This is a genomic window from Pseudacidovorax sp. RU35E, from assembly GCF_900156165.1.
Lineage (GTDB): Bacteria > Pseudomonadota > Gammaproteobacteria > Burkholderiales > Burkholderiaceae_C > Xenophilus.
The window spans coordinates 98,325-111,418 of the sequence record NZ_FTMY01000006.1 but is presented as its reverse complement, the minus strand read 5'-3'; the positions used below and the strand labels follow the sequence as shown (position 1 = coordinate 111,418).

At 67.5% G+C, this 13,094-nt stretch carries 13 protein-coding genes; 11 read left to right on the top strand and 2 right to left on the bottom strand.

Going from position 1 to position 13,094, the window contains the following annotated elements:
* Positions 1-78 precede the first annotated feature (78 nt).
* The 11 genes from BXA03_RS12375 (at position 79) to BXA03_RS12325 (ending at position 10,690) form a co-directional block, all read left to right on the top strand.
* Entirely contained in the window at positions 79-1,569 is a 1,491-nt protein-coding gene (locus BXA03_RS12375) for a DegQ family serine endoprotease (protein ID WP_234983667.1), read from the top strand.
* A gap of 558 nt (positions 1,570-2,127) precedes the next feature.
* The gene (gene lepA / locus BXA03_RS12370) at positions 2,128-3,939 is read left to right on the top strand and encodes a translation elongation factor 4 (protein ID WP_076507986.1); all 1,812 of its coding nucleotides are present in this window, start codon (positions 2,128-2,130) and stop codon (positions 3,937-3,939) included.
* 51 nt (positions 3,940-3,990) lie between these two features.
* On the top strand, positions 3,991-4,965 hold the full coding sequence (gene lepB / locus BXA03_RS12365; RefSeq protein WP_076507983.1) for a signal peptidase I: 975 nt from the start codon (positions 3,991-3,993) through the stop codon (positions 4,963-4,965).
* A gap of 60 nt (positions 4,966-5,025) precedes the next feature.
* Complete coding sequence (locus tag BXA03_RS12360; protein WP_076507980.1) at positions 5,026-5,382, top strand: DUF4845 domain-containing protein; 357 nt, start codon at positions 5,026-5,028, stop codon at positions 5,380-5,382.
* A gap of 55 nt (positions 5,383-5,437) precedes the next feature.
* On the top strand, positions 5,438-6,124 hold the full coding sequence (gene rnc, locus BXA03_RS12355; RefSeq protein ID WP_234983666.1) for a ribonuclease III: 687 nt from the start codon (positions 5,438-5,440) through the stop codon (positions 6,122-6,124).
* 94 nt (positions 6,125-6,218) lie between these two features.
* Positions 6,219-7,205: a GTPase Era gene (gene era / locus BXA03_RS12350; RefSeq protein ID WP_143476304.1), complete on the top strand. Its 987-nt coding sequence runs from the start codon at positions 6,219-6,221 to the stop codon at positions 7,203-7,205.
* A gap of 140 nt (positions 7,206-7,345) precedes the next feature.
* Positions 7,346-8,128, top strand: coding sequence for a DNA repair protein RecO (gene recO / locus BXA03_RS12345; protein WP_076507971.1), 783 nt, complete (start codon positions 7,346-7,348; stop codon positions 8,126-8,128).
* A gap of 58 nt (positions 8,129-8,186) precedes the next feature.
* The gene (locus BXA03_RS12340; RefSeq protein ID WP_076507968.1) at positions 8,187-8,951 is read left to right on the top strand and encodes a pyridoxine 5'-phosphate synthase; all 765 of its coding nucleotides are present in this window, start codon (positions 8,187-8,189) and stop codon (positions 8,949-8,951) included.
* A complete protein-coding gene (acpS, locus tag BXA03_RS12335; RefSeq protein WP_076508515.1) occupies positions 8,948-9,346 on the top strand; it encodes a holo-ACP synthase in 399 nt (132 codons plus the stop codon). The genes BXA03_RS12340 and acpS overlap by 4 nt, the downstream gene beginning before the upstream one ends.
* Positions 9,343-10,446 (top strand): beta-N-acetylhexosaminidase, encoded by a 1,104-nt coding sequence (gene nagZ, locus BXA03_RS12330; RefSeq protein WP_076507965.1) that lies wholly within the window; start codon positions 9,343-9,345, stop codon positions 10,444-10,446. Before acpS ends, nagZ begins: the two co-directional genes overlap by 4 nt.
* A 10-nt stretch (positions 10,447-10,456) precedes the next feature.
* Positions 10,457-10,690, top strand: a complete 234-nt coding sequence (locus tag BXA03_RS12325; protein ID WP_076507962.1) for a DUF167 domain-containing protein — start codon at positions 10,457-10,459, stop codon at positions 10,688-10,690.
* A 42-nt stretch (positions 10,691-10,732) separates the two neighbouring features.
* On the opposite strand, the gene lysS is transcribed toward BXA03_RS12325, so the two are convergent.
* Positions 10,733-12,271, bottom strand: coding sequence for a lysine--tRNA ligase (gene lysS / locus BXA03_RS12320; protein WP_076507960.1), 1,539 nt, complete (start codon positions 12,269-12,271; stop codon positions 10,733-10,735).
* Between the two features lie 193 nt (positions 12,272-12,464).
* Positions 12,465-13,091 (bottom strand): LON peptidase substrate-binding domain-containing protein, encoded by a 627-nt coding sequence (locus BXA03_RS12315; RefSeq protein ID WP_076507958.1) that lies wholly within the window; start codon positions 13,089-13,091, stop codon positions 12,465-12,467.
* Positions 13,092-13,094: the final 3 nt, after the last annotated feature.

Below are 13,094 nucleotides of genomic sequence, written 5' to 3'. Positions count from 1 at the left end.
CTGCCGCGAGCGCCGGCCCAGCGGCTATCGTCGGCGTTCGCCACATTGCTCCCCTGTATTGTTGAAAGAAGTCCGAGGATGACGAACAGAGACCGTTTCATGTCTTCTTCCGTGCTGGCCCGGCGTGTGCCGGCGCTGGCCTTGGCTGCCTTCTCGGGATTGACCCTGCTGGCGCCGATGCAGCCGGCCGTGGCCCAGGCTGCGCAGGCCACCCGCACGTTGCCTGACTTCACCGACCTCGTCGACCAGGTTGGCCCGTCGGTGGTCAACATCCGAACCGTGGAACGGGTCACCCGCCGCGGCTCCGGTGAGATGGACGAGGAAATGCAGGAGTTCTTCCGCCGCTTCTTTGGCCAACCATTGCCCAACGCCCCGCGGCAGAACAGGCCCCAGCAGCAACCGCAGGAGGAGGAGCGGCCCCGCGGCGTGGGTTCGGGCTTCATCCTCACGCCCGATGGCTACGTCATGACCAACGCCCATGTCGTCGAGGACGCGTCGGAGGTGATCGTCACGCTGACCGACAAGCGCGAGTTCAAGGCCCGGATCGTCGGCGCCGACAAGCGCACCGACGTGGCCGTGGTCAAGATCGACGCGACCGGCCTGCCCGCGGTCAAGGTGGGAGACATCTCCCGTCTGCGTGTGGGCGAGTGGGTGATGGCCATCGGCTCACCTTTCGGCCTGGAGAACACCGTGACGGCGGGCATCGTCAGTGCCAAGCAGCGCGACACCGGCGAATACCTGCCTTTCATCCAGACCGACGTCGCCATCAACCCCGGCAACTCCGGCGGTCCGCTGATCAACATGCGCGGCGAGGTCGTCGGCATCAACAGCCAGATCTATTCGCGCTCCGGTGGCTTCATGGGCATTTCCTTCTCGATACCCATCGACGAGGCGATCCGCGTCAGCGACCAATTGCGCGCGAGTGGCCGGGTGTCCCGCGGGCGCATCGGCGTGCAGATCGACCAAGTGACCAAGGACGTGGCCGAGTCCATTGGCCTGCCCAAGGCGCAGGGTGCTCTGGTGCGCGGCGTCGAAAGCGGCTCACCGGGCGACAAGGCAGGCATCGAGCCGGGGGATGTCATCCTGAAGTACGACGGGCGGGACATCGAACGCCCCAGCGACCTTCCGCGCATGGTCGGCAATACCAAGCCCGGCACCAAGACGACGGTCACCGTGTTCCGCCGCGGTGGCAACCGCGACCTGTCGATCACCGTGGCCGAACTGGAAGCCGAACAACCCACCCGGCGTCCGGCCAGTGGCAAGGAAGAGCCGAAGCCTCCCGTGTCGGCCGCCGCCAAGTCCCTGGGGCTGGCCGTGACCGAGCTTACCGATGCGCAGCGGCGCGAGCTCAAGTTGCGCGGGGGTGTCCGGGTCGAATCCGCTTCGGAGGCCGCCGCCCGCGCCGGGCTGCGCGAGGGCGACATCATCCTGTCCGTGGGCAATGTGGAAGTTGCCAGCGTCAAGGAATTCGACGCCGCCCTGGGCAAGATGGACCGCAGCAAGCCGGTGAGCGTGCTGTTCCGCCGCGGAGACTGGGCCCAGTACGCGTTGATCCGCCCAGCTCGCTGAAGGCCCAAGCGTCCGTGGGATGGGCGCGGGTGGCCCGTACCAGCGGGCTGAGTGGCCCCATCCATGACTTGGGTTTTGGGGTCATTTCACCCGCGTTTTTCCCGGGCGAAAAGCGTTGGAGGATATAAAGTTGCGAAGGGTCGAGCGCCTCCGATAGTCAGGCTCTCGCAGTGCCGTTTCGGGGGCCTAACAACCGATTCGGTAGAATGCGGCCGCCTCAACGCGGTTTCGGTTCATAAGAGTCCTACGCATATTCACGATGCGGGATTCCAGGGTGTCATGCACCGGCGGTCCACAGATCGCCCACAAGTTGTCCAGAAAACAGCCCACACGGACTGTGAATAAGTTGTTGATAAATTCGTGTTGCTGACCTGCAACGAGGCCCCCCCGGTGTCCCCCGGCCTGTACGCGCCCCCCGTTTTGCCTACAATGAAGTTCCAACTACTGCAGTTGCCATTGCTTGTTGGTTCAGGGCGCGTCTTCCGAAGACGCGCCCTTTTTTCTTGTGCGCTTTGCTCTGCTGCACCAGCAAATTCAAAGACTTAAGTCTGCTCGTTGATGAACCACATCAGAAACTTCTCGATCATTGCGCACATCGACCACGGCAAATCCACACTGGCGGACCGCCTGATCCAGCGCTGCGGCGGCCTGGCCGAGCGCGAGATGGAAGCGCAGGTGCTGGACTCCATGGACATCGAGAAGGAGCGTGGGATAACCATCAAGGCGCAGACCGCAGCGCTTCACTACAAGGCCAAGAACGGGCAGGTCTACAACCTCAACCTCATCGATACGCCGGGCCACGTCGACTTCTCGTACGAGGTCTCGCGCTCGCTCTCCGCCTGTGAAGGCGCGTTGCTCGTCGTCGATGCTTCGCAAGGCGTGGAAGCGCAGACGGTGGCCAACTGCTACACGGCGCTGGACCTCGGCGTCGAGGTGCTGCCGGTGCTCAATAAGATGGATCTGCCGCAGGCCGATCCCGAGCGCGCGAAGGAAGAGATCGAGGACGTGATCGGCATCGATGCCGGCGATGCGATTCCCTGCTCGGCCAAGACCGGCATGGGCGTGGACGAGATCCTGGAGGCCGTCGTCGCCCGCATTCCTGCGCCCCGCGGCAATCCGGATGGCGCGCTGCGCGCCATGATCATCGACAGCTGGTTCGATGCCTACGTGGGCGTGGTGATGCTGGTGCGCGTGGTCGATGGGCGCCTGGCCAAGGGCGAGCGCATCAAGATGATGGCGACCGGCGCCACCTACAACGCCGACAACCTGGGCGTCTTCACGCCGGCCAACGAGCCGCGCGCGAGCCTGGAGGCGGGCGAGGTGGGCTACATCATCGCCGGCATCAAGGAACTGCAGGCCGCGAAGGTGGGCGACACGGTCACGCTGATCAAGCAGGGCTCGGGCGGCGCCGCCTTCACGGCCACCGAGCCGCTGCCGGGCTTCAAGGAAATCCAGCCGCAGGTGTTCGCGGGCCTGTACCCGACCGAGGCGAGCGAATACGACCAGCTGCGCGACGCACTCGAAAAGCTCAAGCTCAACGACGCCTCGCTGCATTTCGAGCCCGAGGTGTCGCAGGCGCTGGGCTTCGGCTTCCGCTGCGGCTTTTTGGGCCTGTTGCACATGGAGATCGTGCAGGAGCGTCTGGAGCGTGAGTTCGACCAGGACCTGATCACTACCGCGCCGAGCGTGGTGTACGAGGTGCTCAAGAGCGACGGCGAGGTCATCATGGTGGAGAACCCGTCCAAGATGCCCGACATCGGCCGCATGGCCGAGATCCGCGAGCCGATCGTGACGGTGCACCTGTACATGCCGCAGGAGTACGTGGGCCCGGTGATGACGCTGGCCAACCAGAAGCGCGGCGTGCAGATCAACATGGCCTACCACGGCCGCCAGGTCATGCTCACCTACGAGATGCCACTCGGCGAGATCGTGCTGGACTTCTTCGACAAGCTGAAGTCGGTGAGCCGCGGCTACGCCTCCATGGACTACGAGTTCAAGGAGTACCGCGCCTCCGACGTGGTCAAGGTCGACATCCTGCTCAACGGCGACAAGGTGGATGCGCTGTCCATCATCGTGCACCGCAGCCAGTCGCAGTACCGCGGGCGGGCGGTGGTGGCCAAGATGCGCGAGATCATCAGCCGCCAGATGTTCGACGTCGCCATCCAGGCGGCCATCGGCGCCAACATCATCGCCCGCGAGACCGTCAAGGCGATGCGCAAGAACGTGCTGGCAAAATGTTACGGCGGCGACATCACGCGCAAGCGCAAGCTGCTCGAGAAGCAGAAGGCCGGCAAGAAGCGCATGAAGCAGATCGGCTCGGTCGAGGTGCCGCAGGAAGCCTTCCTCGCCATCCTCCAAGTCGAGGATTGAGCGGACCGACGGTCCGCCGCCACTCAGCTTCCCCCAGAACAATTCCAAGCGATGCCCATCCTCACCTCCCTGATCCTTGCCGCGTTCGCCGGCTACATCGGCGCCTGGTACGTCGGCGCGGTGGAGGGCAACTTCGCCCTGCTGCTGTTTCTGGCGACCGTGGTGACCGGCCTGTACTGGCTGGCCGAGCGGCTGGTCTTCCTGCCGCGCCGCCGCAGGGCTGCGCAGGCCTTCGAGGCCACGCAGGCCCAGCGCCGCGAGGAACTCGCACGCCAGGGCATCGACCGGCTCGACACCGACGACGGTGGCAAGACCCGCGAACGGCTGCTGGCCCAGCCCTGGTGGCTCGATTGGACGGCCGGCCTGTTCCCGGTGATCCTGGCGGTCTTCCTGCTGCGCTCCTTCGTGGCCGAGCCCTTCAAGATCCCGTCAGGCTCGATGATGCCGACGCTCCTGACCGGCGACCTCATCCTGGTCAACAAGTTCACCTACGGCCTGCGCCTGCCGGTGCTGGGCACCAAGATCACCGAGGGCACGCCCCTGGCCCGGGGCGACGTGGTCGTGTTCCGCTATCCGCCGCAGCCCTCGATGGACTACATCAAGCGCGTCGTCGGCGTGCCGGGCGATGAAGTGTCCTACCAGAACAAGCGGCTGACCATCAACGGCCAGCCCGTCAGCAAGGACCCGCTGCCCGACTACTTCGACGAAGACACGATGCGGTATTCGAAGCAGTTTGCCGAGAAGCTCGGCGCTGCCGATCACCGCATCCTCAATGACGAGACCCGGCGTGCAGGCCTGTCGGACGCCGAGATCATGGCCTTCCCTAACCGTGAAAATTGTCGTTACAGTGTGGAAGGATTTGTTTGCAAGGTGCCAGCCGGTCAGTACTTCATGATGGGCGACAACCGCGACAACTCCCTCGATTCGCGGTACTGGGGTTTCGTGCCGGATCAGAACGTCGTGGGCCGTGCCTTCTTCGTCTGGATGAACTTCGGCAACCTCAAGCGGATCGGGCCATTCCACTGATCAGGCGCCGCATGGCGGCGGGCAACGAGGGCGGGTCATCCCGGCGAAGGAGTGAGGTTCATGAGAATCGGCAAGGGCAGGGCCCGGCAGCGCGGCATTTCGTTCATCGGCCTGCTGTTCGTGGTCATCGTGCTGGGGGCGGTCGGAGTGGTGGCGGCCCAGTTGGTGCCCACGTTGATCGAGTACCAGGCCATCCTGAAGGCGGCCGAGCGTGCGAAGGTGGGAAGCACCGTCCCCGAGGTGCGCTCGCTCTTCGATCGGGCGCAGGCCATCGACGACTTCACCGCCATTTCGGGCAAGGACCTCAACGTCGAGAAGGTGGGCGACAAGGTCGTCGTTTCCTTCGCCTACGACAAGCAGATCCATCTGGTCGGGCCCGCCTGGTTGCTGATGAAATACACGGGCCGCACCGACTGAGCATCCGCCCGGGATGCGCCAGGCTGCGGCGCCACAACGACAGGGAAGTCTTCACGTGAATCCGAGCGGCCTGGCGGCGCTCCAGGTGCGCCTGGGGCATGCCTTCTCCGACGACCGCCTGCTGCAGCGGGCGCTGACCCACCGCAGCTATTCGTCCGAGCACAACGAGCGCCTCGAATTCCTGGGCGACTCGGTGCTGGGCCTGGCCATCTCTCATCTGCTCTATACCCGTCTGGCGCGGCAGGCCGAGGGTGACCTGTCGCGGGTGCGCGCCAACCTTGTGCGACAGGACACGCTGCACGGGATCGCCCAGCGCCTGCAGCTGGCCGGGTTGCTGCGCCTGGGCGAAGGGGAGGCCCGCTCCGGTGGCGCAGCCAGACCCTCGATCCTGGCCGACGCAGTGGAGGCGCTGATCGGTGCCGTCTACCTGGATGCCGGCTTCGGTCCGGCGCAGGCGCTGGTGCAGCGTCTCTATGCCGACATCGAGATCGAGCCGCAGATGAGCGCCGCCTCCAAGGACCCGAAGACCGAACTCCAGGAATGGCTGCAAGGCCACAAAATGAAGCTGCCCGCCTACCGCGTCGTCGCTACGCTGGGCGCCGCGCACAAGCAGACCTTCGAGGTCGAATGCGAAGTGCCGGAACTGGGCCTGGCTGAACGCGGCAGCGGTGGTTCGCGCCGCGCCGGCGAGCAGGCGGCGGCTGCCACCATGCTGCAGCGCCTGAAGACCCGCGGCCGCTGAACCTCCAATTGCTGTCATGAACGACCACAACGACCTTCCCGACGCCACTTCCGCGCCCGACCACGACCACGACCACGATCCGGTGCCCGACACCATGCCGCCCATGCCGGCGATGCCCGCGGGCGTGCAGGCCGAGCCCATCCCGGGCCAGCGTTGCGGGTTGGTGGCCATCGTGGGCAAGCCCAACGTCGGCAAGTCCACGCTGATGAACGCGCTGGTGGGCCAGAAGATCAGCATCACTTCGCGCAAGGCCCAGACCACGCGCCACCGCATCACCGGCATCCGCACGGTGGCCGATGCCGAGGGCCCGGGCGGCACGCAGTTCGTGTTCGTCGACACGCCCGGCTTCCAGACCCGCCACGCCAATGCGCTCAACCGCTCGCTCAACAAGACGGTGCTGGGCGCGGTGGCGGACGTGGACCTGATCCTCTTCGTGGTGGAGGCTGGCCGTTTCTCCTCCGCAGACGCCAAGGTGCTGGGCCTGCTCGACCGCAACATCCCCGTGCTGCTGATCGCCAACAAGCTCGACACCGTGCTGCGTCGCGCCGACCTTGCCCCGTGGCTGCAGCAGATGCAGCGCGAGCACGGCGGCGAGGCACAGGATCGCTTCGCCGAATTCGTGCCCATGTCGGCCAAGAACGCCAAGGACATCGAGCGCCTGTTCGCCATCTGCGCCAAGTACCTGCCCGAGCAGAACTGGTGGTACGACGCAGAGGAACTGACCGACCGCAGCGAGAAATTCCTGGCCGGCGAGACGGTGCGCGAAAAGCTCTTCCGCCTGACCGGCGACGAGTTGCCCTACACCTCCACCGTGGTGGTCGACAAGTTCGAGGAAGAGCCGCCGCAGAAGAAGGGCCACAAGCGCCTGCTCAAGATCGCCGCCACCATCGTGGTCGAGCGCGACGGCCACAAGGCCATGGTGATCGGTGACAAGGGTGAGCGCATCAAGCGAATTGGCATGGAGACGCGCCAGGAGCTGGAGAAGCTGATGGACGCCAAGGTGTTCATCGAGCTGTGGGTGAAGGTGCGCTCCGGCTGGGCCGACGACGAGGCCCGCGTGAAAAGCTTCGGCTACGAGTGATGCTCCCCCCCGTTGCTTGCTCACTTCGTGTAGCCGCCTCCCCCCTCGAGGGGGCGCGCCTGGCGGCCCGGCAAAGCCGGTTCCGCGGGCGCTCACGCATGACCTGCTCCGCGGCCATTCGAATGGGCTTGGGGAACTGAGTGGCCGGGGCGGCGCGCCGGGTCGCGCATGAACCCGCCTTCGTGCTGCACCGCTACGACTGGAGCGAGTCCAGCCTGATCCTGGAGGTGTTCACCCGCCACCACGGGCGCATCGCGCTGGTGGCCAAAGGCGCGAAGCGGCCGAGTTCCAACTTCCGGCCGGTGCTGCTGCCGCTGCAGCCGCTGCAGTTGGCCTTCGGCGGCGATGCCGAGGTGCGCACCCTCAAGTCCGCCGAATGGATGGGCGGCCATGTCATGCCGACCGGCGACGCGCTGATGTCGGGCTACTACCTCAACGAGCTGTTGCTGCGCCTGCTGGCGCGCGAGGATGCACATCCGGCGCTGTTCGATGCCTATGCGTCCGTGGTCCAGGTGCTGGGCACGCCGCACGATCCTGCCTCGCAGCAGGCGGTGCAAGCCTCGGCCCTGCGCGCCTTCGAACTGCTGCTGCTGCGCGAGATCGGCTTCCTGCCCGACCTGGACGCGCAGACCTCGACGCTGGCGCCGCTCGCCCCGGGCGGCCGCTACCTGCTGCTGCCTGAAACCGGTCTGCGCGAGGCCGGCGAGGACGAGCCCGCGGCCATCGGCGCCGAAGGCTGGCAGTCGCTGCAGCGCGCACTCGCCGACCATGCCCCCTTCACCCGCACGCTGCGCACCGTGGCCGAGCTGTCGCCCGGCGCCAGCGGCGCGTTGCGCAGCCAGCTGCGCCAACTGCTCCACTACCATTGCGGCGTCGCCCAGCTGCGCACCCGGCAGATGATGCGCGACCTGCAGGATCTGTGAGGCGCGTCCGGCCACTTGCCGCGGCGTGCGCCTTGCAGGCCAAGCCGAAGGTCCATCCGTGAACACCGCCACTTCCTCCCGCACGGCACTGTCCGTCAACGTCAACAAGGTCGCGCTGTTGCGCAACACCCGCCACCTGGGCATTCCCAGCGTCACCCGCGCGGCCACGCTGTGCCTGCAGGCCGGGGCGCACGGCATCACCGTGCATCCGCGGCCGGACGCCCGCCACATCCGCACGGGCGACGTGCACGAACTGCACGCGCTGCTGAAACAGGACTGGCCGGCCGTGGAGTTCAACATCGAAGGCAACCCCTTCCACAACCTGATGGACTTTGTGCGCGAACTGCGCCCGCACCAGGCCACCTTCGTGCCCGACAGCGAGGACCAGTTCACCAGCGACCATGGCTGGACCTTCCCGCAGGACGCCGAGCGCCTGCGCCCTCTGATCGCCGAGGCGAAAGCCCTGGGCGTGCGCGTGAGCCTGTTCATGGACCCCGCGCCCAAGATGATGGCCGCCGCCCGTGCCGTCGGCGCCGACCGGGTCGAGCTCTACACCGAGGGCTATGCCGCCTCTCGCGGCCGGCCCGATGCCGACGCCGTGCTGGCCCGCTACGCCGCCGCCGCGCAGGCTGCGCAGGCCGCTGGCCTCGACGTGAACGCCGGCCACGACCTGAGCCAGGACAACCTCGCCGACTTCCTGCGTGCGGTGCCGCAGGTCAAGGAGGTCTCCATCGGCCACGCCTTCGTCGCCGATGCGCTCGAGGCGGGGTACGCCGCCACCACCCGCGCCTACCTGGCGTGCATCGAGGCCGCGGCATCGTGATCCACGGCATCGGCACCGACCTCTGCGACATCCGCCGCATCGAGGCCACGGTCGGCCGCCAGGGCGACCGTTTCGCCGAACGTGTGCTGGGCGACGCCGAACTCGCCATCTGGCGCCAGCGTGCCAGTCGCTGGCCCGCGCGCGGCATGCGCTACCTGGCCACCCGCTTCTCGGCCAAGGAGGCCTTCAGCAAGGCCATCGGGCTGGGCATGCGCATGCCCATGAGCTGGAAGCTGTGCGAAGTCCTCAACGACGCCAGCGGCAAGCCCTACATCGCGCTGCACGATCCGCTCAAAAGCTGGTTCGAGGCCCAGAGCCTGAGCGCGCATGTGACCGTCACCGACGAGGCCGACTACGCGGCCAGCTTCGTGGTGGTCGAGAAGCAGACCCCATGACCGACTCCCCGCTCATCATCGACGTCGCCGGCACCGCCCTCACAGCCGACGACCGGCGCCGCCTGCAGCATCCGCTGGTGGGCGGCTGCATCTACTTCAGCCGCAACTTCGAAAGCCGGGCGCAGATCACGGCGCTCTCGGCCGAGATCCGGGCCCTGCGGCCCGGCCTGCTGATTGCGGTGGACCATGAAGGCGGTCGCGTGCAGCGCTTCCGCACAGATGGCTTCACGGTGCTGCCGTCCATGCGTGCGTTGGGCACGCTGTGGCAGTCGGGCGGTGACGGTCCGCAGCGTGCGCTGAATGCCGCAGCTGCACTCGGCCAGGTGCTGGCGGCGGAGCTGCGCGCCTGCGGCATCGGCTTTTCCTTCGCGCCGGTGCTGGACCTGGACCATGCCGACGCGGCGGCGGGCGATGCGCCGGCCTCGCGCAGCGCCGTCATCGGCAATCGCAGCTTCCACCGCGACCCGGCCGTCGTCGCAGCGCTCGCGCGGGCAGTGATGCATGGGCTGCGCGACGCTGGCATGGCCCATTGCGGCAAGCATTTCCCTGGTCATGGCTTTGCGGCGGCCGACTCGCATGTGGCCGTGCCGGTCGATCCGCGGGGGTTGGAAGACATCCTGGCGGACGATGCCGCGCCCTACCGCTGGCTCAGCGCCAGCCTGGCGGCGGTGATGCCGGCCCATGTCGTCTACCCGGCGGTCGATGCGCGGCCGGCCGGCTTCTCTCGGAAGTGGCTGCAGGCGGTGCTGCGCGGTCGGTTGGGCTTCACCGGCGCGGTCATCAGCGACGACCTCAGCATGGAAGGCGCGCGCCACCTCGAAGGCCGGCTGTTGACGCCGGCCCAGGCGGCGCTACAGGCCCTGCAGGCGGGCTGCGACTTGGCCCTGTTGTGCAACCAGAGCCTGAACGGTGGCGCAGTGCTGGACGAATTCCTGGACGGGATGGCGCAGGCGTATGCACGCGGCGACCTCGCGCCATCACCCGAACGCGAGGCCCGGCGACGCAGCCTGCTGCCGCGCGGCGAGGCCCTGGACTGGGATGCGCTGATGGCCGATGCAGGCTATCGCCACGTCCGCGCGCTGCTGCCCGCGACGGTCTGAGGCGGCGGCCATGGCAACCACCATGCTTCAGGTGAAGGTCAAGCCCAACGCACGGGCCAGCAGCCTGGTGCAACAGGAGGACGGCACCTGGCTGGCCCGGCTCAAGTCGCCCCCGGTGGACGGCAAGGCCAATGCCGAACTGATCGGCCTGGTGGCGAAGCAACTGGGCGTGGCCAAGGCGGCCGTCGACATCCACGCCGGCGCGGGCGGGCGCATGAAGCTGGTGAAGGTGCAGCAGCACTAGCGCGGGCAAGCCGCCGCGCCGGCCTCCGGAAGGAGAAGGCGCTCAGCCCTCGCGCCGCAGCGCCGGGAACAGGATCACGTCGCGGATGCTGGGCGAGTCGGTCAGCAGCATCATGAAGCGGTCGATGCCGATGCCGCAGCCGCCGGTGGGGGGCATGCCGTACTCCAGCGCGCGCACGAAGTCGTGGTCGAAGTACATCGCCTCGTCGTCGCCGCTGTCCTTGGCGGCCACCTGGGCGTTGAAGCGGGCGGCCTGGTCCTCGGCGTCGTTCAGCTCCGAGAAGCCGTTGCCGAATTCGCGGCCGGTGATGTAGAGCTCGAAGCGCTCGGTGACTTCCGGCCGCTCGTCGTTGGCGCGGGCCAGCGGCGAGATCTCGGTCGGATGCTCCATGATGAAGGTGGGCTGCCAGAGCTTCTCTTCGCCCACTTCCTCGAAGTACAGCACCTGCAGGCTGGCCAGGGTGCGGCCGGCCAGGCGGTCCTTCTCTTCGCTCATGCCCAGCTTGCGCAGCGCGGCGATCAGCCAGTCGCGGCTGTCCACGTTGTCTGCCGCCTCGGTGTGCTTGACGATGGCTTCGCGGATGGTCAGGCGCTCGAAGGGCGCGGCCAGGTCGACAGGCTTGCCCTGGTAGGTGAGCTGCAGCGTGCCCACGGCCTTGGTGGCGGCGTCGCGGATCAGCGCTTCGGTGAAGTCCATCAGGTCGCGGTAGTTCCAGTAGGCCGCGTAGAACTCCATCATCGTGAACTCGGGGTTGTGACGGACCGAGATGCCTTCGTTGCGGAAGTTGCGGTTGATCTCGAACACGCGCTCGAAGCCGCCCACGATCAGGCGCTTGAGGTAGAGCTCCGGCGCGATGCGCAGGTACATCTCCTGGTCGAGCGCGTTGTGGTGCGTGACGAAGGGCTTGGCATTGGCGCCGCCAGGAATGGGGTGGAGCATGGGCGTCTCCACCTCCAGGAAGCCATGGCTCACCATGAACTCGCGGATGCCGCTCACGGCCTTGCTGCGGGCGGCGAAGCGGGTGCGGGCGGCCTCGTCGGTGATCAGGTCCACGTAGCGCTGGCGGTACTTCTGCTCCTGGTCGCTCATGCCGTGGAACTTGTCGGGCAGCGGACGCAGGCTCTTGGTGAGCAGGCGCAATCGGCTGACCTTGATCGACAGCTCGCCGGTCTTGGTCTTCATCAGCGTGCCTTCGGCGCCGACGATGTCGCCCAGGTCCCACTTCTTGAAGTCGGCGTAGGCTTCTTCGCCCAGCGCGTCGCGGGTGACGTAGAGCTGGACGCGGCCGGTGGCGTCCTGCAGCGTGGCGAAACTGGCCTTGCCCATTACGCGCTTGAGCATCATGCGACCGCCCACGCTGGCGGCCACGGGCGTGGCCTCGAGCGTCTCCGCAGCCGTCTCACCATGTGCGGCGAGCAGGGCGTCGGCGCGGTCGGCAGGCTTGAAGTCGTTGGGGAAGGCGACGCCGCGGCCCTCGGCCTGGCCGGCCCGCAGCGCCTTCAGTTTCTCGCGGCGTTCGGCGATCAGCTGGTTGTCGTCAACGGAAGGGGCGGCAGCGGCCGGCGTGGTGAGGTCGGACATGGAGGACGTCGTGCGGTTGAAGGCCGCCGCCGGCCGCGGATGCGACCGGTGTGAGGGCGGCTGAGGGGGAGGGGCGCAGGGTCGCCGGGCAGGGGGCCCGGCACAGCGCGGCCGACGATTTTAGCGACCGGCGTCGCGTCGCGCGGCCCGCGTGCCGCAAGAGGCGCCGCAGGGCGGCGGCACGGGAGCACCTTCAGCGCTGGCCCGAGATGCGCGTCTGCGCCAGCAGGTCGCCCACCAGTTCCAGGCGCACCAGCGGGCTGTCCAGCGCCAGCATCCGCTGGCGCATCTCCGAGGGCAAGGGCAGCAACTCGCACCAGCGGTTGGCGACCCAGCCGCAGTCGTCGTAATCGAACGGCTCTGCCATCGGCAACGGCCCGCCGCGCTGGCGCAGGGTGTCGGCGAACTGACGAAGCGCGTCGGCCACGTTGTGCAGGTCGTCCGGCACCGGCACGCGCGGCTCGGCCGGCAGCGTCTCGGTGCGGGCCGTCCACAGGCCGTTCGCCTGCTGCCGGCGCTCCAGTACGCGAAAGCGCTCGGTGCCCACGCATTCGATGACCAGCAGGCCGGACTGGGGCGATTCCAGCTGGCGGATGGTCGCCAACGTGCCCATGTCGGCGAAGGTCTCGGGCGACGCCCCCGCCGCGCGCACTTCGGCGCCGCGAACCAGCCCCACCACACCGAAAGGCGTTCCGGTCTTGTGGCACTCGCCGATCATCTGCAGGTAGCGCAGCTCGAAGATCCGCAGCGGCAGCAGCCCGCCCGGAAAGAGCACGGTTCCAAGAGGAAAAAGCGGCAGGAAGGCGGGGGCTTCGGACATGAT

Excerpts from the sequence above, each read along its gene's own strand:
- BXA03_RS12375 (WP_234983667.1), top strand. The coding sequence starts at position 79 with ATGACGAACAGAGACCGTTTCATGTCTTCTTCCGTGCTGGCCCGGCGT.
- lepA (WP_076507986.1), top strand. The coding sequence starts at position 2,128 with ATGAACCACATCAGAAACTTCTCGATCATTGCGCACATCGACCACGGC.
- lepB (WP_076507983.1), top strand. The coding sequence starts at position 3,991 with ATGCCCATCCTCACCTCCCTGATCCTTGCCGCGTTCGCCGGCTACATC.
- BXA03_RS12360 (WP_076507980.1), top strand. The coding sequence starts at position 5,026 with ATGAGAATCGGCAAGGGCAGGGCCCGGCAGCGCGGCATTTCGTTCATC.
- era (WP_143476304.1), top strand. The coding sequence starts at position 6,219 with ATGCCGCCCATGCCGGCGATGCCCGCGGGCGTGCAGGCCGAGCCCATC.
- nagZ (WP_076507965.1), top strand. The coding sequence starts at position 9,343 with ATGACCGACTCCCCGCTCATCATCGACGTCGCCGGCACCGCCCTCACA.
- BXA03_RS12325 (WP_076507962.1), top strand. The coding sequence starts at position 10,457 with ATGGCAACCACCATGCTTCAGGTGAAGGTCAAGCCCAACGCACGGGCC.
- lysS (WP_076507960.1), bottom strand. The coding sequence starts at position 12,271 with ATGTCCGACCTCACCACGCCGGCCGCTGCCGCCCCTTCCGTTGACGAC.
- BXA03_RS12315 (WP_076507958.1), bottom strand. The coding sequence starts at position 13,091 with ATGTCCGAAGCCCCCGCCTTCCTGCCGCTTTTTCCTCTTGGAACCGTG.